Annotated in this window: 20 protein-coding genes and 1 riboswitch; of the genes, 13 read left to right on the plus strand and 7 right to left on the minus strand. The window is 64.0% G+C overall.

What is annotated here, in order from left to right; genetic code table 11:
* Nucleotides 1-10: 10 nt before the first annotated feature.
* The 5 genes from H9529_RS20150 to H9529_RS20170 form a co-directional block, all read right to left on the minus strand.
* Complete coding sequence (locus tag H9529_RS20150; RefSeq protein WP_092888444.1) at nt 11-943, minus strand: ABC transporter permease; 933 nt, start codon at nt 941-943, stop codon at nt 11-13.
* On the minus strand, nt 940-2001 hold the full coding sequence (locus H9529_RS20155) for an ABC transporter permease (RefSeq protein WP_092888441.1): 1062 nt from the start codon (nt 1999-2001) through the stop codon (nt 940-942). Before H9529_RS20155 ends, H9529_RS20150 begins: the two co-directional genes overlap by 4 nt.
* Before the next feature lie 154 nt (nt 2002-2155).
* Nucleotides 2156-3283: a BMP family ABC transporter substrate-binding protein gene (locus tag H9529_RS20160; RefSeq protein WP_092888438.1), complete on the minus strand. Its 1128-nt coding sequence runs from the start codon at nt 3281-3283 to the stop codon at nt 2156-2158.
* Nucleotides 3284-3544: 261 nt separating this feature from the next.
* Nucleotides 3545-4381, minus strand: coding sequence for a 5-formyltetrahydrofolate cyclo-ligase (locus tag H9529_RS20165; RefSeq protein ID WP_092888435.1), 837 nt, complete (start codon nt 4379-4381; stop codon nt 3545-3547).
* Nucleotides 4382-4511: 130 nt separating this feature from the next.
* Nucleotides 4512-5459 carry a LysR family transcriptional regulator gene (locus H9529_RS20170; protein ID WP_092888432.1) on the minus strand — a complete coding sequence of 316 codons (948 nt, stop codon included), beginning with the start codon at nt 5457-5459 and terminating at the stop codon, nt 4512-4514.
* Nucleotides 5460-5593: 134 nt separating this feature from the next.
* Nucleotides 5594-5695, plus strand: a riboswitch (TPP riboswitch).
* Nucleotides 5696-5731: 36 nt separating this feature from the next.
* On the opposite strand from H9529_RS20170, the gene thiD reads away from it, so the two are divergent.
* The 10 genes from thiD to H9529_RS20220 are packed head-to-tail and all read left to right on the plus strand — an operon-like array spanning nt 5732 to nt 13229.
* Nucleotides 5732-6601 (plus strand): bifunctional hydroxymethylpyrimidine kinase/phosphomethylpyrimidine kinase, encoded by an 870-nt coding sequence (gene thiD / locus H9529_RS20175; RefSeq protein ID WP_092888430.1) that lies wholly within the window; start codon nt 5732-5734, stop codon nt 6599-6601.
* On the plus strand, nt 6594-7562 hold the full coding sequence (locus tag H9529_RS20180) for an FAD-dependent oxidoreductase (protein WP_092888427.1): 969 nt from the start codon (nt 6594-6596) through the stop codon (nt 7560-7562). The genes thiD and H9529_RS20180 overlap by 8 nt, the downstream gene beginning before the upstream one ends.
* Nucleotides 7552-7749: a sulfur carrier protein ThiS gene (thiS, locus tag H9529_RS20185; protein ID WP_092888424.1), complete on the plus strand. Its 198-nt coding sequence runs from the start codon at nt 7552-7554 to the stop codon at nt 7747-7749. Before H9529_RS20180 ends, thiS begins: the two co-directional genes overlap by 11 nt.
* Nucleotides 7750-7753: 4 nt before the next feature.
* Entirely contained in the window at nt 7754-8515 is a 762-nt protein-coding gene (locus H9529_RS20190) for a thiazole synthase (RefSeq protein WP_092888422.1), read from the plus strand.
* Nucleotides 8516-8529: 14 nt separating this feature from the next.
* On the plus strand, nt 8530-9126 hold the full coding sequence (locus H9529_RS20195; protein WP_092889186.1) for a thiamine phosphate synthase: 597 nt from the start codon (nt 8530-8532) through the stop codon (nt 9124-9126).
* Nucleotides 9123-10076, plus strand: a complete 954-nt coding sequence (locus H9529_RS20200) for a ThiF family adenylyltransferase (RefSeq protein WP_092888419.1) — start codon at nt 9123-9125, stop codon at nt 10074-10076. Before H9529_RS20195 ends, H9529_RS20200 begins: the two co-directional genes overlap by 4 nt.
* Nucleotides 10077-10103: 27 nt before the next feature.
* The gene (locus H9529_RS20205; protein ID WP_092888416.1) at nt 10104-11060 is read left to right on the plus strand and encodes an ABC transporter substrate-binding protein; all 957 of its coding nucleotides are present in this window, start codon (nt 10104-10106) and stop codon (nt 11058-11060) included.
* A complete protein-coding gene (locus H9529_RS20210) occupies nt 11057-11749 on the plus strand; it encodes a TenA family protein (protein ID WP_092888413.1) in 693 nt (230 codons plus the stop codon). The genes H9529_RS20205 and H9529_RS20210 overlap by 4 nt, the downstream gene beginning before the upstream one ends.
* Entirely contained in the window at nt 11746-12474 is a 729-nt protein-coding gene (locus H9529_RS20215) for an ABC transporter ATP-binding protein (protein ID WP_092888410.1), read from the plus strand. Before H9529_RS20210 ends, H9529_RS20215 begins: the two co-directional genes overlap by 4 nt.
* Nucleotides 12471-13229: an ABC transporter permease gene (locus H9529_RS20220; protein ID WP_092888407.1), complete on the plus strand. Its 759-nt coding sequence runs from the start codon at nt 12471-12473 to the stop codon at nt 13227-13229. The genes H9529_RS20215 and H9529_RS20220 overlap by 4 nt, the downstream gene beginning before the upstream one ends.
* Nucleotides 13230-13324: 95 nt before the next feature.
* On the opposite strand, the gene H9529_RS20225 is transcribed toward H9529_RS20220, so the two are convergent.
* Nucleotides 13325-13945 (minus strand): outer membrane protein, encoded by a 621-nt coding sequence (locus H9529_RS20225; RefSeq protein WP_176847046.1) that lies wholly within the window; start codon nt 13943-13945, stop codon nt 13325-13327.
* Between the two features lie 630 nt (nt 13946-14575).
* Entirely contained in the window at nt 14576-15841 is a 1266-nt protein-coding gene (locus tag H9529_RS20230; protein ID WP_218132129.1) for a mandelate racemase/muconate lactonizing enzyme family protein, read from the minus strand.
* Nucleotides 15842-16369: 528 nt separating this feature from the next.
* Between H9529_RS20230 and H9529_RS20235 the strand changes: the two genes are divergently transcribed.
* From H9529_RS20235 to H9529_RS20245, 3 genes are all read left to right on the plus strand, one after another.
* A complete protein-coding gene (locus H9529_RS20235) occupies nt 16370-17356 on the plus strand; it encodes a TRAP transporter substrate-binding protein (RefSeq protein WP_176847044.1) in 987 nt (328 codons plus the stop codon).
* Nucleotides 17357-17452: 96 nt separating this feature from the next.
* Nucleotides 17453-17938: a TRAP transporter small permease gene (locus H9529_RS20240; protein ID WP_176847042.1), complete on the plus strand. Its 486-nt coding sequence runs from the start codon at nt 17453-17455 to the stop codon at nt 17936-17938.
* A gap of 36 nt (nt 17939-17974) precedes the next feature.
* On the plus strand, nt 17975-19261 hold the full coding sequence (locus H9529_RS20245) for a TRAP transporter large permease (protein ID WP_092888392.1): 1287 nt from the start codon (nt 17975-17977) through the stop codon (nt 19259-19261).
* Nucleotides 19262-19296 lie beyond the last annotated feature (35 nt).

Below are 19296 nucleotides of genomic sequence, written 5' to 3' on the forward strand. Positions count from 1 at the left end.
GCCCCTTTCACTACTTGATGATCGACAATTCGCGCGGCGCTTCGATCGCCGCCGATCTGGACCGGGCCGAGGCGATCATGATCCCCAGCGTCACGATGTAAGGCGCAGCGTTGAAGAAGTGATAGCCAAAGCTGACCCCGATGGATTGCAGCGACGGTCCCAGCGCACCTGCCGCCCCGAACAACAGCGCTGCCAGCACGCAGCGCAACGGGTTCCAGCGCGCGAAGATCACCAGCGCGACAGCCATCAACCCCTGGCCGGACGAAAGCCCCTCGTTCCAACTGCCGGGGTAGGACAGCGACAGGAAGGCCCCGCCGATCCCCGCAAGGCAGCCGCCCGCCGCCGTGGTCAGGATGCGCACCCCATCCACATTCACCCCCATCGCCCGGGCCGATGCGGCGGAATCCCCGGTGACGCGGATCACCAGCCCCCAGCGGGTGTTGCGCAGCATCCACCACAGGAAGACCGCCAGCACGATGCCGATGAAAAACAGCGGGTTGACCTGCAACGCCTGCTGCACCTGCGGGCTGTCCGACCACCCGCCCAGCGGCACCGAAGTCAGGCGCGGGGCCGAGGGCTGGATGTACGGCTTGCCAAAAAAGAACGCCAACCCGGTGCCCAGCCCCATGAAGGCCAGCCCCACCGCGATGTCATTGACCTTTGGCAGCTTGCAGATCCAGCCATGCGCAACGCCCAGCACCACGCCGATCCCGCCCGCCGCCAGCACACCGACCCATGCGGAACCAGAGTTGTAGGACACCGCATAACCGGTCATTGCACCGAGGATCAGGTTGCCTTCCAGGCCGAGGTTGATGCGCCCCGATTTCTCGGTCAGGCATTCGCCCAACGCCACGAACAAAAACGGGGTAGAAACCCGGATCGCCCCGCCCAGCAAGGCGTAGAACACGATCATCAGGCTGGCGATGGGGTCGGCGTCGGTCATCTGCGCGCTCCGCTCCGGTCAGGGTTGAGGAAGGGCAGGCGCCCGTACATCGTGTCACTGACCAGAAGCACGATGAAGATGATGCCTTGCAGCACCAGCATGGTCGCATCGGGCATCTCCATGCGCCGCTGCACCAACCCGCCTGACGCCTCCAGCGCGCCAAACAAGATCGCCACGGGTACCACGGCCAGCGGATTGTGCCGTGCCAGAAAGGCAACAAGGATACCGGTAAAGCCATAGCCCGCAGCCAGCGACGCATTGGCCTGCCCGTGGATCGCGGCAATCTCGAAGAAGCCCGCCACCCCGGCGCAGGCCCCGGCAATGGCGCAGCAGGCGACCAGCAGGCGGCCCACCGGCAGGCCCTGACCTTGCGCGGCGCGCAGGTTGCCCCCCGTCATCCGCGCGGCAAAGCCAAAAGGCGTGCGCGCCATCAGCACCCACAGCGCCACCGACAGGAACAGCCCCGCCGCCAGCCCCCAATGCACGGAACTGTCAAACATCCCGCCGATGCGGTAATCCGTGCCCAGCGGCATGGTGGACGGCTTGTTGGCAGACCCAGGGTCGCGGAACGGCCCTTCGATCAGGAAGCTGACAATCGCAATGGCGATATAGGTCAGCAACAGCGAGGATATCGTCTCATTCACGCCGCGATGGTGCTTCAGCCAGCCCGCCAGCCCAACCCAGGCCGCGCCCACCGCCATTGCCGCCACCGCCATGACCAGCCAGACAAACGCGGCGGGAAGCCCTGCGGTAACCAGCGGAATCGCCACCACGGCGGCGGAAAATCCGCCGATCACCACCGCCCCTTCCGCGCCCAGCAAGGTCAGCCCGATCCGCGCGGGGATCGCAAAGGCCAACCCGGTCAGGATCAGGGGTGCCGCGCGCTGCAACGCGTTCTGGATGGAAAACCACGACGAAAATCCCCCGGTCCAGACCAGCGACAAAAACGTCGCCGGGCTTTTGCCAAGGGCTGACAGGAAGACCGCGAAGATTAACGCCGAGGCCAGAAGCGCCCCCAGCGGGATCAGGATCGATTCAAGAACGCGGGTATTGAACATGCGGGATCCGGTACGGGCAGGGCTTAAAGGCAGGGAACGGGCGGGGCAGGGCGACAGGGCACAAAGCCCCGGTGCGCGCAGCCTAAGGGGTTCCGGCTTGACGGTGAAGTGTCTGGGGCCTGCCTTTGCGTATCAGAGGCAGGCCCGCAATCCGTCAGGTGGTAGAGCCGATGATGCCGTCCAGAAGGTAGTCCATGCTTTCCAGCTCGGGCGCGTAATTGTCGAGCGTGCCCGCAATCACCTGGTTGCCCCGGTTGTCGTTCAACGGGCCTGCATAGATCGGCGTGCCGGCCTTCAGCCCCGCAATCGCGGCCTCAGCGGCCGCAACAGCCTCCGCCGTCGCCCCGGCGCCAAAGGCCGTGTTGCGCAGCATATCGTTATGATACCCGCCCGAGATCATGTTCGGCGGCGCCTCACCCGCCGCCAGCGCTGCGGCGTAAGAGGTATAGACGGTCTCCCACTTGCTTTCCGCGCCGGTGATGAAGCCGTTCGGGGCCAGCGGCGACAGGTCGGCATTATGTCCGCAGCTGCGCACGCCCCGGCCCTCGGCGGTCTCGATCACCACCTTGGGGCCGTCCACATGACAGCCGATCACGTCGCAGCCCGCGTCGATCAGGGCATTTGTCGCCTCGGCCTCGCGCACCGGCATCGACCATTCGCCGGTGAAGATCACCCGGACCATTGCATCAGGGTTAACCGACCGCGCGCCCAGCAGGAACGAATTCACATTGGACAGCACCGTCTGCACGGGCTTGGCCGCGACAAAGCCCAAAAGGCCGGTGGGGCTGGACAGCCCCGCAGCGACCCCGTTCACATAATGCGCCTGATTGAGGTAGCTGAAATAGCTGCCCGCGTTCACCGGGTCGGTTTCCGGGTTCCACAGGGGCGCGCAATGGCGGAACTGAACCTCAGGATATTTTGACGCCAGATCAACAACAAAGGGCGAATAGTAGCCAAACGAGGTCGCAAGGATCAGGTTCGCGCCTTCCAGGTTGATCATGGATTCCATCGTCTGGGTGACGGCATTGGTCTCGGCGACGTTCTCTTCCTCGACCACGGTCACACCCGGCACATCGCGCAGAATGTCCATCGCGGCGGCATGGGACTGGTTCCAGCCAAAGTCATCGCGCGGGCCGACATAGATCGCGCCGATGACCAGCGGCGTCTGGGCCAGCAGGCCGCGCACCGGCAGCAACGATGCGGCTGCCGCCGCCGCGCCGGTGCGCAACAGGCTGCGCCGGGAAAGTGCCAGGTGGGATGAACGGGGGGGGATCTGGGACATGGTTGCTCCATCTGTTGGGGAATATCGCCATTGGCTGGCGCTTTGGGTGTTTATCCGTCACGGCGGGCCCTCCTGATCCGCCGGGTGGGGCTGCGCGGCAATCACCGCGCAGCCCCTTCGTATCGCCTCCCTTCAGGCCGGGCCGAAATCTTATCCGCGGATAAGGTCTGCCTGCCGGTCATGGTGCTCGCGGCGCGGCCCTTTGGGTGCGCCCGTTTCTCAGAATTTTGCAGAAAGTGTTTTGCACTTCGGTTTGCGGGGCTATGCCTTCGGGTCTGGTGCTGAACCGGCCTTCGATGCCAGAATTTTCGCTTTCAGATCTTTCAGGAACCAGATGTCTTCCAGCTGATCGGGCTGCACCATGTCCCAGACGACACCACCGGGCTGGCGCCCGTGCGGCGCAGTCTCAATCGCTTCCTTTTCGGTCACGATCCAGTTGAGCAGCGAGTCATGCGCCATGATCGGCAGGCGCGTATCCTCGACGACCATGCTGGAATGCACCGTGGTGACAATCGGCGTGTCGGCAGTGATCTTGCCCAGATCGCGAAACAGGCCCAGCTCCAGGTCGGCGAAACCGCCGCCCTTGCCGGTGCGGCCGCCCGCGCGGGTCACTGCGATGCAGCCGCAGACAGCCATATCCAGCGGTTGAATATCCTCAAAGCCCAGCTTCTGGCCAACGCTCACCGCCCCTTGCGAGGTGGCGGCCATCTCGAACTGCACGCCGTCGCGTTCCAGCTTCGCGGGGTCCAGCAGCACCCAGGGCAATTCACCCGACCCGAATTCGGGCACCGGCATATACAACAGCTTACCATCGTAAAGCGCGCGCAGCCGCACCGCGATCTGCGGCGGATCGGGGTTGCACTTGACCACCTTGGCGCGCTTCCAGATGTCCAGCTCCGACAGGTTGCGGGCCGCCACTTCGGCCCCCACCCAGTTCGAGATACGGCTCCAGACCGGGCCGATGCTCAGCCCGCTGGCCTCCAGCCCGGACCAGATCTCGGCGCGCAGCCGGTCCTTGTCGGCGTTGCGCCCGGACCAGCGGCCGGCCTTTTCCTCGGACGTGGATTCAAGCGTTGATTTCAAGGTCGAGTGCGACATCGAGCGGCCCTTGCTTCAAGACACCGCCGCCCGGGATGGGGCTGGCGGACCGCCCACAACGGGCCGGCCCCCAAACGCTACCACGTCATCAGACCGCCACAAGCGGGCGGTCGTTTACATTATTTATATACTAACTGTTATGGTGCATCGCTTTGGCGGGCATGGCGGACAAAGACCGGGCGACCGCAGAAATCTGGCCGCGTAGCCATATATTGCGCGCATCTGACTGCGCACGCTCATGCCACAACAGGTAGAATCGCAATGATCCGACCTCGGTCGGGGCGGCCACGCTGCGCAGCGGCATAAGCGAACTGAAATAGCCTGAAAAACGGGCACTAGAGGTGAAAATTAAATCAGTGCCCATCAGAATGTGCGGAATAAGGTTGAATTCGGCCACCATGGTCTGGATATTGCGCCGCAATCCATGCTGGGCCAATTGCATGTCGATCGGGCCGGGATCGGCGCGCGATCTGGCCACGGGTGCGATATGTGCCGCCGCCAGATACGCGTCGATGGACAGGTGTTCGCGTCCGGCCAGCGGATGCTGCGGCCCCATCAGGCAAAAGATATCCTCGGTCATCAGATGCGCGGTTTTCAGATGGCTCGGCGCGCCGGGCCAGTTGCAGATCACCGCGTCCAGTTCATCCCGCTCCAACGCTTCGGCATAGTCGAAACCTGCGTCGATACCGCGCACGATCACGCGCGATTCGGGGGCCTGCACATGCAAGCGCTGGATCAGCGGCGGCAAAAAGATCGCTTCCATGCAATCGGCCGAGGCGATGCGGAACGCCTTGGTCGAGGTCGCGGGGTCAAAATCATCCGGGCTGCTCACGATCTTGTCGATCCCGTCCAGCACGCCACGCACATGCGCGCGCAGACCCAACCCGCGTTCGGTCAGCACCATCTTGGACCCGCTGCGCACCAGGATCGGATCACCGATGATGTCGCGCAGCTTTCGCAGCGTCAGACTGACATGGGGCTGCGACTGGTCGAGCGTTCTTGCCGCGCGGGTGACGCTGCATTCTTCCAGCAGCGCCTGCAAGACCCGCAGCTGGCGAGAATCAATCTGTTTGCGCACCTTCGCGCTCCTTCACTGTCCGATGGGCGTCCGGGCAACATACTGCGGGGCGCGGCGTGGTGATACAATACGCGGGTCCGATACGCGCCGCCGACGCCCCCTTGCCAAGCCGGAAAATAGACCCTACGTCTAAAGGATAACCGTTGGGGTGCCCCGTGTTGGGGCTGAGAGGCGAAAGCTAACCCATCGAACCTGATCCGGCTCATACCGGCGTAGGAAACGGTAACGATAGGGTGCAAACGCCCCCACTCCGTCTTTCCCACGTTGGTTTCATGTGCCGAACCAACACGAGGAGAGGCAACTTGATCCCCATCGCATTGACCATCGCAGGGTCGGATTCCGGCGGCGGCGCGGGCATTCAGGCGGACCTGAAGGCCTTCTCGGCGCTGGGTGTTTATGGCGCCAGCGTGATTACCGCGCTGACCGCGCAGAACACCCGCTCGGTCACGATGGTCGAACCTGCAAGCGCCCCGATGATTGCAGCACAGATCGCCGCAGTGTTCGACGATCTGGACGTGCGGGCAGTAAAGCTGGGCATGCTGGGCGGTGCCGAGGCGATCAAAACGGTCGCGGATGGCCTGCGCGGCCGCACGCTGCCTGTGGTGCTGGACCCGGTGATGGTGGCAAAGTCGGGCGACCGGCTGTTGCCCACGGGCGCGGTCGAGGCGCTGCGCCACCTGGCGTTGCCCATGGCGACCCTGCTGACGCCCAACCTGCCCGAGGCTGCCGATCTGCTGGCCACCACCCCCGCAACTTCCGAGGCCGAGATGACCGCGCAGGGCCACGCGCTGCGCGCGCTGGGACCGCAGGCAGTGCTGATGAAGGACGGACACGGCGCGGGCGATACCTGCGTGGATCTGCTGATCACCGAAGCTGGCGTGACCCGCCTGACCGCTACGCGCCGCGCCACGCGCAACACCCATGGCACCGGCTGCACGCTTTCGGCGGCGATTGCGGCGGGCTTGGCGCAAGGCATGGGACTGCATGACGCGGTGGCCCGGGCCCACACATATCTGCAAGGCGCGATTGCGGCGGCAGACGGGCTGCGCGTGGGGCAGGGCGCGGGGCCGGTGCATCATTTCCATGCGCTCTGGCCCGTGGAACCAGCACCCGGCATCCGAAAGGGGGCGCGCCATGACTGATGTCACCGTTATCGGTGCGGGCGTCGCGGGCCTCTGGGCGGCATATGCGCTGTCGCGCGCCGGGCTGACCCCGCGCCTGATCGACCGCAACGGTCCGCCCGGCCCGCATGGCTGTTCGTGGTGGGCCGGTGGCATGCTGGCGCCGTTTTGCGAAGGCGCTGTGGCCGAGGCGCCCATCGTGGCGCATGGGCAGAACGCGGCGGCCGCGTGGGCGCAGGTGACCGACGTCGCCTACAACGGATCAATCGTCGTGGCACCGGCGCGGGACGCGGGCGAGCTTGACCGTTTTGCCCGCCGCACCACCGGGCATCGGCGGATCACAACGGAACTGCACACGCTGGAACCCAGCCTTGGTGCCCATCCGCAAGCGCTGTTTTACGCGTCCGAGGCGCATCTGGACCCGCGCGTCGCACTGACCGGGCTGGTGCACGCGCTGGCCGAAAGGGGGATCACGATCACGCAGGCCGAGGCCACGCCCGACACCACCCCCGGCCCGGTGATTGATGCGCGCGGCATGGCCGCAAATCTGCCGGGGTTGCGCGGTGTGCGGGGCGAAATGGTTGTGCTGCGTGCGCCCGAAATCCAGCTATCGCGCCCCGTACGGATGCTGCACCCGCGCCACCCGCTCTACATCGTGCCGCGCGCAGGCGGGCGCTTCATGCTGGGTGCGACGCAGATCGAAAGCGCGGACCGGCGCGGTGTCAGCGCGCGGTCAGTGCTGGAACTGCTGAGCGCGGCCTATGCGCTGGACCCCCGCTTTGCCGAGGCCGAGGTGCTGGAAACCGGCGCCGACCTGCGCCCGGCATTCGCCGACAACATCCCGCGCGGGGTGGTGCGGGGGCGGGTTCTGCACCTCAACGGGTTGTTCCGGCACGGTTATCTTATGGCGCCCGCGCTGGCGCAGCAGGCGGCGGATTATCTGACCAAAGGCATCAAGGGAGATCTGATCCATGCGGATTGAAGTGAATGGCGACGCGCGCGACATCAAGGCCACGACGCTGGCCGGGGTGCTGGCGGAACTCGGCTGGGGCGCGGCGCGCGTGGCGACCGCACTGAACGGCGCGTTCGTGCCCGGCGCGGCGCGGGACACCACGACGCTGCGCGAGGGCGACCGGCTGGAAGTCCTGGCCCCGATGCAGGGGGGCTGAGGCGATGCGCGATTTTTACGGCGTCACACTCGACACGCCCCTGATGCTGGGCACGGCGCAATACCCGTCACCCGCGATCATGGCGGCAGCTTTCCGCGCGTCGGGCGCGTCGGTGGCCACCGTCTCATTGCGGCGCGAGGGCGGGCAGGGGCAGGCGTTCGGCGCGCTGATCCGCGATCTGGGCGTGCGTATCTTGCCCAATACCGCCGGGTGCTACAGCGCACGCGAAGCGATCACCACCGCCCACATGGCGCGCGAGCTGTTCGGGACGAACTGGATCAAGCTGGAGGTCATCGGCCATGCCGATACCTTGCAGCCCGATCCCTTCGGCCTTCTGGACGCCGCGACCGTGCTGATAGCCGAGGGGTTCGAGGTTTTTCCCTACACCACCGAAGATCAGGTGCTGGCACAGCGGCTGCTTGAGGCCGGGTGCCGGGTGCTGATGCCCTGGGGGGCGCCCATCGGATCGGGGCTGGGGCTGAACAACCGCTATGGACTGAAGACCCTGCGCGCGGCTTTCCCCGATGTGCCGATGGTGGTGGATGCGGGGCTGGGAATGCCCAGCCATGCGGCGGAAGCGATGGAGATGGGATTTGACGCGGTGCTCTTGAACACTGCCGTGGCGCAGGCGGGCGATCCGGTCGCGATGGCGCGCGGCTTCGCGCTGGCCGCGCAGGCGGGCGCGCTGGCCCATGCTGCCGACCCGATGGCCCCGCGCGACATGGCCGCGCCGTCTACCCCGGTCATTGGAAAGGCGTGGTTGTGATGAAAGGTGATGCTGTGAAACTGCCCCGGTTCTATCCGATCTTCGATTCCGCCGCATGGCTGGAACGCGCGCTGCCGCTGGGCGTCAAGCTGGTGCAACTGCGCATCAAGGAAGCTGACGGCGCGGACCTGCGGGCCGAGATGCGTCGCGCGCTGGTGCTGGCGCGTCTGCATGGCGCGGCGCTGGTGGTCAATGACCACTGGCAGCTGGCAATCGAGGAAGGTGCAGACTGGCTGCATCTGGGGCAAGAGGATCTGGACACTGCCGACCTGCCCGCAATCCGGCGCGCCGGGCTGCGGCTAGGGATCTCCACCCATGACCGCGCGGAACTGGACCGCGCGCTGGCGCTGGCGCCGGATTACATCGCGCTGGGGCCGGTCTATCCGACGATCCTGAAGCAGATGAAGTGGCATGAACAGGGGCTGGCGCGGGTCACTGAATGGAAACGCCTGATCGGAGATATCCCGCTGATCGCGATTGGCGGGATGAGCGTTGAACGCGCCCCCGGGGCCTTTGCCGCCGGGGCCGATGTGGTTTCCGCCGTCACCGACATCACGCTGAACACCGATCCGGAGGGGCGCATCCGCGACTGGCTGCGGGTCTGCGCATGAGCCGCTACACGCGCCAGAGCCTGCTGCCCGAGGTCGGCGACCTAGGGCAGGACCGGATCGGGCGCGCCCATGTCCTCGTGGTGGGCGCGGGCGGTCTTGGCGTGCCGGTGCTGCAATATCTTGCGGGCGCGGGCGTGGGCCAGATCACGCTGGTCGATGGCGACCGGGTAGAGGTGTCAAACCTGCACCGGCAGCCGATCTACCGCATGGATCAGACCGGCCAGCCAAAGGTTCAGGCCGCGGCCGATGCCATTGCCGCGCTGAACCCGCTCGTACGGCTGCATCTGCGTGATGAATGGCTGGACCCGGCGAATGCCCCCGCGCTGGTCGCTGCGGCCGATGTGGTGCTGGATTGCGCCGATACTTTCGCGGCCAGCCTGACCCTGTCGGACACCTGCGCCGCATTGGGCAGGCCGCTGATTACCGCCTCGGCCCTGGCGCTGGCAGGCTATGTCGCGGGATGCTGCGGCGGTGCCCCCAGCCTGCGCGCCATCTTCCCCGATCTGCCCGCCCGCGCGGCCACCTGTGCCACTGCGGGTGTCATGGGGCCGGTGGTCGGCGCTGTCGGCGCGTTGCAGGCGCAGATGGCGCTGTCGGTGGTGCTGGGCCTGACGCCCAGCCCGCTGGGACAGTTGATCCGGCTGGATGCGGGTAACTGGCGCATGGCGGGTTTCCGGTTTGACGGCGCGCCGGAACCAGACCGCCCGCTGCCCTTCATCGCGCGCAGCCAGACCGAGGCACAGGATCTGCTGATCGACCTGCGAACCGAGGCCGCGCCCTTCAGCCCATCCGCGCGCCATATCCCGCCCGAGGAGATCACCCGCCTGACCCCGCCGCCAGACGCCCGCGTCGTGCTGGCCTGCCGCACCGGGCTGCGCGCCCATAACGCCGGGCAGGTGCTGCAAGGTCACTGGCCGGGTCGCATCGCGCTGCTGGCGCTGAACGACTGAAACACCCACCCCCTGAAAGGAAACACCATGCACCGTCTGCTTTCCACTGTTGCGCTTTGCGCGACGCTTGCCACCCCTGCTGCCGCGCAGGACCGGCTGACCTTGATGCTGGACTGGTTCGTCAACCCCGACCATGCGCCGATCATTCTGGCACAGGAACTGGGGTATTTCACCGAGGCCGGGCTGGAGGTAGAGATCGTCACCCCTTCGGACCCCAACGCCCCGCCCCGCATGGCCGCGGCGGGGCGCGTCGATCTGGCGGTCAGCTACCAGCCGCAACTGCACCTCAGCCGCCATGCCGGGCTGGACCTGCGCCGGGTCGGAACGCTGATTTCCAGCCCGCTCACCTGCCTTGTGGTGCTGGCCGATGGCCCGGTGCGCAGCGTCGATGATCTGCGCGGCGGCAAGGTCGGTTTCGCCGTCGCGGGCGTGCAAGAGGTGATGCTGGATGCCATGCTGGCGCATAACGGCGTGGCCCCCGAAGAGGTCGAGCAGATCAACATTGGCTGGTCGATCTCGCCCGCCTTGATGTCGGGGCAGGTGGATGGCGTGATCGGCGCATTCCGAAACTTCGAGCTGAACCAACTGGCGCTTGAGGGCATTGAAGGGCGTTGTTTCTACCCCGAGGCCGAGGGCGTGCCCGCCTATGATGAGCTGATCTATGTCGCCAGTCCTGCGGACATGGATGCAGGCGCCATCGCACGGTTTCTGGATGCGACAGAACGCGCGGCGGGCTATATCCTGAACCAGCCCGATGCCGCATGGGACACTTTTGCCGCCACCGCATCCGAACTGCAGACGGAACTGAACGCCCGCGCGTGGGGCGATACATGGCCGCGCTTTGCCACCCGCCCCGCCGCGCTGGACGCGGGCCGCTATGCACGGTTCGAGGCGTTTCTGGCCGCGCGCGGCGCAACACCCGGCGGCCTTGGCGTCGGAGAACTGGCGCTGGATGTGACGGCGCTGGACGGTGCGGTTCCATGAGCGCGCCCGATTATGGCCGCGCCTTTGCGTTGTGGCGCACTGCTGCGCCCGATTGGCAGGCCTATACGCATCATGGCTTTGTCGAAGGACTGCGCCGGGGCGAACTGCCCCGGGCGGCCTTCCTGCACTACCTGCGGCAAGATTATGTCTTCCTGATCCACTTTGCCCGCGCCTGGGCGCTGGCCGCCGCCAAGGCCGATACGCTGGCCGAGATGCAGGCGGCATCTGCCACGGTTCACGCGCTGGTCCACCATGAGATGCCGCTGCATGTGCAGATCTGCGCGGGCGAAGGGATCAACGCGGCGGCATTGGAGGCAACGCTGGAGGCGCCCGAAACCCTCGCCTACACCCGCTATGTGCTGGAGGCCGGGTATTCGGGCGATTCTCTGGACCTGATGGCGGCGCTTGCGCCCTGCGTGCTGGGCTATGGCGAGATTGGCGCGCGACTGGCGGGAAGCGGTGGGCCATACGCAGGCTGGATCGACACCTATGGTGGCGCGGAATATCAGGCGCTGTGCCGCGATGTGGGCGCGCTGATCGACGGCGCGCTGGACCACAGGCTGGGCACGGACTGGGCGCGCGTGCCGCGCTTTGCCCGGTTGACGGGGCGCTTTGCAACCGCAACCCGGCTGGAGGTTGGCTTCTGGCAGATGGGGCTGCTGGGGCATGAAGACCCCTGCGCCACATGACCGCCCCGGGCCTGACGTTGTGCGGTGATCTGACCATGGCGGGCGCGCCCCTGTTGCGCGGCCTTGCGCTGAGCATGCCAGCGGGGCAGTGGAGCTGCCTTCTGGGCCCGTCGGGCATCGGGAAATCTACCATCGGGCGGCTGATCGGCGGGCTGCCCGGGGCACATGGTTTGACGGGCAGTCTGCGCGCCAGCGACGGGCAGCCACTGGCGGGCCGGGTCGCCATGGTGGCGCAGGACGGGCAGTTGCTGCCCTGGGCCGATCTGGTCGGCAATGTCACCATCGGGGCACGGCTGCGGGGCACCCGGCCCGATCTGGCGCGCGCCCGCAGCTTGCTGGCCGATCTGGGCCTGCGCGGGCTGGAAGGGCGGCGCCCCGGCGAACTTTCCGGCGGGCAGCGCCAGCGCGTCGCACTGGCCCGCGCGCTGATCGAGGATTGCCCGGTCGTGGTGCTGGATGAAGCATTCTCGGCCCTCGACGCTGCCACGCGACTGACCATGCAGGACATGGCCGCGCGGGTGCTGGCAGGGCGTACGGTGATCCTGATTACCCATGACCCGCTGGAGGCCGTGCGCATGGCGCACTGCGGCTGGCTGCTGGAAAAAGATGCCACTCAGCCGCTGCATCTGCCGGATACGCCCACGCCCCGCGACTACCGAGCACCAGCCGTGCAGCGGGCGCAGGCAGATCTGCTGGCGCAATTGCACGGCATGGTGCCTGCATGACCGGGCTTCTTTCCACGCTGTTGCGCGGGGGGCTGGCGCTGGCCGTGGCCCTGCTGATCTGGGCGGGCGTTGTCTGGGCCAGCGGCGTGCCGCCCTTCATCCTGCCCGGGCCGGGGCGGGTGGCGGCTGCGCTGATGTCAAACGCCGGGATGCTGGCGGAGCATGCACGTTTCACCGCCCTGAACCTGTTGAGCGGGCTGGCGGCGGGGGTGGCGCTGGGGGTTCTGAGCGCGCTCAACCTTGCGCTGTCACCCGGCGCGCGGCTCTTGCTGCGCCCCATGCTGATCTTTGCGCAGGCGGTGCCGGTCTTCGCGCTGGCGCCAGTCATCACGTTGTGGCTGGGGTATGGTGCGGCGTCAAAGATCGTGGTGGTGATGCTGGTGGTATATTTCCCCGTCACCTCGGCGTTTTTTGATGGGCTGATGCGCCTGCCGCCCGCGCTGGCGGATATGGCCCAACTGATGCGCGCGACACCGTTGCGCCGCCTGCTGTTCTTGCAACTGCCACATGCGCTGCCCGCGCTGGCGTCGGGCCTGCGGCTGGCAATCATCTACGCGCCGTTCGCGGTGGTGATCGGCGAATGGGTAGGATCGTCGCGCGGGCTGGGCTATCTGATGTTGATGGCAAACGGGCGCGGGAAGACCGACCTGATGTTCGCAGCCCTGATGGTGCTGGCCGCGCAAAGCCTGATCCTGTTTGCGCTGTTCGAGAAGGCGCTGCACTGGCGCGGTCCGCCACAGGATGCGTCTGGATAAAGCACGCGGGACAAGACAGCGCGTTGCCAAACGAAAACGGCCCCCGGGCAGATGCTCGGGGGCCGCAAACAGCTTACGTCAGACGTGGTTCAACTTCAGAATTTGAAGCCGATGCCGACGGACGCATTCGTGGTGCCGGTTTCCAGGTTGGTGCTGCCCACATCGTCGATCGACGTGTAGGACAGACCGCCGCGCAGCATCATCGAGTCGGTGATCATGTGATCGACGCCCAGACCCACGGTTGCGCCGACGGCGCTATCGGACCCGCCAGCACCGCTTGTGCGGATCATCGACGGGCCGGCCGTGAGATAGGCCAGCGTGCGACGGTCCTGCGTTACCGGCATCCCGGCCGAGAACAGGAGCGAAGCGCCCGAATCGATCTCATCACCGCCCGGCAGGGTAGGATCGCCAAAGCCGGGGACCACAACCAGCTCGGTGCCGAACACATAGTTGCCCGTGTCATAGCGGTAGCCGCCGAACAGCGCGCCCGTAGCCGAGCTTTGGCTGTCAGCGGGGCCGTCAAAGCTCATGCTGCCATAGCCCAGACCAACACCGGCGTAAGCGCCGTTCCAGTCAAAGGTCGGTGCCGATACTGGTGCGACGGCAACCGTCGGCTCGACAACCGGATCGGCCATTTTCGAATAGTCTTGCGCGACTGCGGATGTCGCAAAAACACCTGCTGCCGATACGCCTGCGATTACACGGATCATGTTCATGTCCATACTCCTTTTTTATACTTCCAATGGCAAAACGCGCCGCGGCGGGATCTGGTTCCCGATAAACGACCCGGACGCGAAATACTGCCCGACAGGCATCCCGCAGCGGGTTTGCCTTCCGTACACAAATGATCCGACACGGCCCCGTGCGCAATGGCAGCAGAGATCAATTCAGGCCCCGGGCCGAACACAACCGGACACCATTGCGTGTGCGAGGGAAGCAGCAGACGGCCCCGCCACAGACCCTTGGCCATTGCTTTACTTTGGGTAAACGGGGGCTGATGGAAACAAACAAACCCAAACGGCAGGGCGGACGGCGTGCCCCGCACATCAAGACCAAGACTATTGCAATTAAAGGAAAATTTCGGGTTCGTCGATGCTGTGGCAGCATGGACGTGGCGCACAATGGGCCAGGGAAGCGCAGACCTTCGATCACCTGAGCCCATTGGCCAGGCGGCGACAGCCCCGGTCCAACCGGGTTGCTGGACGCAACCCCAGGACGAATGGAGCGGCGCAGACAGCTCTGGAAGCCTACCGCTGCCCCGCCCCAATCATCGACCGAAACGCCACCGCGATCATTCCGACCAGCGGCAGCACCGTGTGAAGTCATCACCCCCGAAGGGGACCGTGTCAGACAGCTTCGTCAGCGTCGCGGATGAAATCCATGTCCAGCGATAAGCCATGGCCCGGCAAATCAGGTACTGTCATATAGCCGTCTACGGGCAAAGGCGCATCCTTGAACACTTTGTCGGTCACATCCTCAAACAGCCGGAGTCGCTCCAGGAACGGGGCATTCGGGACGGCGCTGACTAGATGCAGATGCATATGCTCCATCGCATGAGGTGCAAATTTCAGGTTCCATGCCTGCGTCATCCCGGCAATTTTCAGCATTTCGGTGTAGCCACCCGCTCGTGTGCCATCGATTTGAATGATGTCAGCGGCATCAGCGATGATCAGGTCGCGAGCGCCATATTTGGTGTATTCATGCTCGCCTGTTGCCAATGGGATGTCGGTGCCGCGCTTGAACCGGGCAAGGCCGGGAATGTCATCAGCCAGTACGGGCTCTTCGAAAAGCATGATGTCACATTCGCGCACCGTATTCGCGAATTGTACGGCAGTTGCGGCATCCCAGCAGTTGTTTGCGTCGAGTAGCAATTTGATGTCCGGCCCCACGGCATCGCGCACTTTGCGGACCCGCACTGCATCCCGCCGAGGATTGGCTGCGCCGTCTACACCGACCTTGAATTTGACGTGCTTGTAGCCTTGCGCAACCATGTCCTGCATTTCAGCGACCAGTTCATCGTCGCTGTAGGACGTCCAGCCGCCACTGGCATAGATCGGCACGCGTGTCCGGTTTCCACCAAGCAAGCGATAGAGCGGCAGATCGACGATCTTGCCTTTCAGATCCCACAGAGCCAGATCAACCGCGCTGAGTGCGCCAAAGGTCAGCCCCTTGCGGCCCACCCCGCGCAGGTAGTGGAACAGGTCTTCCCAAATTACCTCGGTTTCCAGTGGATCACGCCCGATGATCTTGGGGGCGATATTGTTCAAGATCAGCGCACGCGTGGCTTCGCCGCCGACCTCATGATATGTCAAGCCGAGCCCTTCCAGACCCTGATCGGTCGTCACACGCACGACGGTGAAGCCCACGCATTCCACCTTGCGCGTCGCATCGGCAAGCCCGCCTGTGACAGGGGTCGATACCAGGTGCACATCAACTTTCGCGATTTTATGGCTGCGGCTGCCGGAGGCATTCAAATGCATTGGTCTTTTCCACTTTGCTGGAGAATTTCGCCAGAGAATAGCAATGTAAGCGCTTTGCACAAGACCTTGGAGCAGCAATTCTGCTTGTTGAGTGTTGGGGGCATCAGCTGGCACGCGGAATGTCAGACGCACAATTGCGTCCAGAGAGGGGGGAGGCGCTGTGCCTGAGCGTTCACGCGCTGAGTCTTGCAAGCCTGGCTGCAGTGGCGCCAGGATCGGCGGCCCGGGACAGCCCGTCACCGGTTGGTATTCTAGGATAAAACCCGCAGCAGAACTGACAGTTTAGCGTTGTTTCAGGCGAATTGCGCCACGCAACCATAAGCCGAGTCGGTGCGCGCAGATGATTCGCATCATCGCTGTTCCGGAACATGCGGAACGGAAGACCCCTTCAGGAATACCGCGGACAATGCCTGCCATCACCCTTGTGCGCCGCTACCATTCACGGACATTCACGCCGAAAATCACAAGATACTGAAAAAATGATTGACCCGCAGAGACAAGCTTGCCATCTATGTAAGCGATTACAGAATGGGGCTCTGCCGGGAGGCGCGGATTCAGACTTGGCATCAAGCGGGCACAATTCCATCTTGTCGCAGGTCTGGGGCGCAGCGGCCTCGTAGTCAAAACAGGAAATGGCATATCGTGCCAAGGGAGGAACATATGAGATATTCTAACATCATCGTTGGTGCAGCATCGGTTATTGCATTGTCGACGGCAGCCACTTTCGCTGCTGACGTCACGATGCGGGTGGGCACGGTATATCAGACCAGCCACACGATTTCGCAGGGCAGCGCAGAGTTTGAGCGGCTCGTTGAAGAACGGTCGAACGGCGAAATCGACGTTCAGGTGTTCTACGCCGAAGAGCTGGGCTCGGAACGCGAAATGGCAGAGATGACCCGCGCCGGCGGCCTTGAAATGGTGCTGAGCGGCCTGCCCGGAACAGGCGCATTCGTGCCGCAGATCGAGGTGATGGAAGCCTTCTACACCTACGACAACCTAGAAGAGCTGGCCACCGTGGTTGGCGCGATTGCAGACGACCTCAACGCCTTCATGGAGCCACAGGGCTTCCATCTGGTCGGCTACATGTACCAGGGGCCGCGCAACCTGCTGTCGACCCGTCCGGTACGGGAATTTGACGACATGGCGGGGCTGCGCCTGCGTATCCCGCAAACCCCCCTGTTCGTTGCGCTGGCACAAAGCTGGAACGCAACGCCCACGGCGATCAGCCTTGGCGAAGTGTATACCTCGCTTGAATCCGGTGTTATCGATGCGGTCGAAGGCACCTCGGAGACGATCGTTTCCAGCCGGTTCTACGAGAATGCGAACTATCTGACTGTGACGCGCCACAACTTCTACCCGCAGCCGATGGTTGTGAACAAGGGTTGGTGGGACGGGCTGAGCGAAGAGCATCAGGCCGTGATCAACGAGTCCGCGCAAGACGCTGCCGCCTACCAGCTTTCGCTGCACAAGGACGCCGAAGCTGCTGCAATGCAGACGATGCGTGACAGCGGTGTGGAAATCATCGAGGTTGACACAGCGCCCTTCAGCGAACCGGTTCTTGCTGCGATGGACGAGTACATCAAAAGCAAGGGCGAAGAGGTCTATGCGGTCTATCAGAAAATGCTCGAAACCGCAGCTGAGCAATAAGCCGACTTCAGGGCCCGAACCTTGGCGGGGTTCGGGCCCGTTTTTTGTTTTATGCCCCCATGCGCCGATCAGAAACATCATCTAAGGGATCACGATATGACGAAGTTTTACATACAGACCGTCGAAGCGCTGATTATCCTTGGGCTGTGCGTCATGGTCGGCCTGACGTTCACCTCGGCGATGATGCGTTTCATCCCCGGCGTGGGCGGAATTTTCTGGGCTGAGGAGATCACCCGCTATGTCAGCATCTGGGTGGTGTTTCTGGCCGCTGGTGTGGGCATGCGTTTTGGTGTGCATCTGAGCGTGGATATGCTGGCGCTCGCCGTGCCCGAGGGGCTGCGCCGCGCGCTGTTCATCTTCGCCTACATCATGTCGATCCTGTTTCAGGGCGTGCTGGTCTACTATGGAACACAGCTGGCGATTTCGAATTACGCACAGCAATCAGCGTCTTTGCAGATACCCATGACATATGCTTACGCCGCCATTCCGGTTGGTGCGTTCATCATGCTGTGTGAGACCTTGCGCCTGATTTATCTGGAACTAACCGGCCATTCGACCGCAGCTCAGCCACAGGCTGACTGACAGAAACTCACCCTATACCACAAGGTCAGAAGTCAAATGATCGGCATACTCTTCAGCTCCTTCCTGATTCTGCTTGTCCTGGGCGTGCCGATTGCCTTCGCTATCGGTCTCGGCGCCTTGGTCCCGATAATCTTGCAGGGCAACATTCCACTAAGCCTTGTCGTCAGCCGCATGTTCGGCGGCATCGATTCTTTCCCGCTGATGGCCATTCCGTTCTTCGTACTAACGGGCACTTTGGCAGGGGCCTGCAAGCTGACCGACCGGATCGCTGCGCTTGCAGCCTTCATGGTCGGGAATCTGCGGGCGGGCCTGGCCCATGTGAACATTGTGGCCTCGATGCTTTTTGGTGGCGTCACAGGGTCGGCTGTGGCCGATGCTGCGGCGACCGGGTCGATGATGATCCCCGCGATGCGGTCCCAAGGTTACCCCGCAGCGTATTCCGCCGCAGTAACAGCCGCTTCGTCCGTGATTGGATCAATCATCCCGCCCAGCACGATGATGATCATATATGGGTTCCTCACCGGGGTTTCGACCGGGCGGATGTTCGTGGGTGCAATCATTCCCGGTATCATGGTCGGATTGGCGCTGATGCTGGTCGCACATTTTCAGGCCATTCGGCTGGGGATCGGCTATGACGCCAACGCGAAACCCCGCACATTGAGTGGCTTTTGGCTGATCTTGAAAGATTCTGGACCGGCAATGGTGGTGCCCGTCATCATCATCGGCGGGATCGTCGGCGGGTTCTTCACCCCAACCGAAGCGGGCGTGGTTGCCGTTGTCACCATTCTGGTGTTGGGCAGCATTTATTATCGCAGTTTTACCTGGGCACGTCTGCGCGCGGCATTCATGACCGCAGGGTACACCACGGCGATGGTGATGATGATCCTTGCTGCATCGACGGTATTCGCCAACCTTCTGACCCGTGCACGATTTCAGTCAACCCTGATCGACATGCTTTCGACGGTCAGCTCCGTGCCTGAAATCCAGATGCTGCTTGTCATCGCACTCTTGCTGTTCCTGACCTTGTTCATTGACGCAACTGCCGTGCTGATCATGTTCGCAGCACCTTTGGCGGCTGTCTTTTCAACGCTGGGCTATGATCCGGTGCATTCGGGTATCGTGGTTGTCGTGGCCTGCCTGATCGGTGGGGTGACCCCGCCCGTTGGCACCCTTTTGTTCATTGCCGCAGGAATTGCGAGGATATCCGTCGGTGCAGCATCCCGCGCCATTCTGCCATTCGTTTTGGCACTTATAGCGGTGACACTGATCATCCTGTTCATTCCACCGCTTGCGACGTGGCTGCCCTCAATTGCCTTCGACTGAATGAAAAATCAGGGCGCGGTAGTCACATGACCCGG

Source organism: Roseicitreum antarcticum (genome assembly GCF_014681765.1).
Lineage (GTDB): Bacteria > Pseudomonadota > Alphaproteobacteria > Rhodobacterales > Rhodobacteraceae > Roseicitreum > Roseicitreum antarcticum.

Excerpts from the sequence above, each read along its gene's own strand:
- H9529_RS20205 (WP_092888416.1), top strand. The coding sequence starts at position 10,104 with ATGCACCGTCTGCTTTCCACTGTTGCGCTTTGCGCGACGCTTGCCACC.
- H9529_RS20165 (WP_092888435.1), bottom strand. The coding sequence starts at position 4,381 with ATGTCGCACTCGACCTTGAAATCAACGCTTGAATCCACGTCCGAGGAA.
- H9529_RS20180 (WP_092888427.1), top strand. The coding sequence starts at position 6,594 with ATGACTGATGTCACCGTTATCGGTGCGGGCGTCGCGGGCCTCTGGGCG.
- H9529_RS20190 (WP_092888422.1), top strand. The coding sequence starts at position 7,754 with ATGCGCGATTTTTACGGCGTCACACTCGACACGCCCCTGATGCTGGGC.
- H9529_RS20215 (WP_092888410.1), top strand. The coding sequence starts at position 11,746 with ATGACCGCCCCGGGCCTGACGTTGTGCGGTGATCTGACCATGGCGGGC.
- H9529_RS20240 (WP_176847042.1), top strand. The coding sequence starts at position 17,453 with ATGACGAAGTTTTACATACAGACCGTCGAAGCGCTGATTATCCTTGGG.
- thiS (WP_092888424.1), top strand. The coding sequence starts at position 7,552 with ATGCGGATTGAAGTGAATGGCGACGCGCGCGACATCAAGGCCACGACG.
- H9529_RS20210 (WP_092888413.1), top strand. The coding sequence starts at position 11,057 with ATGAGCGCGCCCGATTATGGCCGCGCCTTTGCGTTGTGGCGCACTGCT.
- H9529_RS20160 (WP_092888438.1), bottom strand. The coding sequence starts at position 3,283 with ATGTCCCAGATCCCCCCCCGTTCATCCCACCTGGCACTTTCCCGGCGC.
- H9529_RS20220 (WP_092888407.1), top strand. The coding sequence starts at position 12,471 with ATGACCGGGCTTCTTTCCACGCTGTTGCGCGGGGGGCTGGCGCTGGCC.
- H9529_RS20150 (WP_092888444.1), bottom strand. The coding sequence starts at position 943 with ATGACCGACGCCGACCCCATCGCCAGCCTGATGATCGTGTTCTACGCC.
- H9529_RS20155 (WP_092888441.1), bottom strand. The coding sequence starts at position 2,001 with ATGTTCAATACCCGCGTTCTTGAATCGATCCTGATCCCGCTGGGGGCG.
- H9529_RS20200 (WP_092888419.1), top strand. The coding sequence starts at position 9,123 with ATGAGCCGCTACACGCGCCAGAGCCTGCTGCCCGAGGTCGGCGACCTA.
- H9529_RS20235 (WP_176847044.1), top strand. The coding sequence starts at position 16,370 with ATGAGATATTCTAACATCATCGTTGGTGCAGCATCGGTTATTGCATTG.
- thiD (WP_092888430.1), top strand. The coding sequence starts at position 5,732 with ATGTGCCGAACCAACACGAGGAGAGGCAACTTGATCCCCATCGCATTG.
- H9529_RS20225 (WP_176847046.1), bottom strand. The coding sequence starts at position 13,945 with ATGAACATGATCCGTGTAATCGCAGGCGTATCGGCAGCAGGTGTTTTT.
- H9529_RS20245 (WP_092888392.1), top strand. The coding sequence starts at position 17,975 with ATGATCGGCATACTCTTCAGCTCCTTCCTGATTCTGCTTGTCCTGGGC.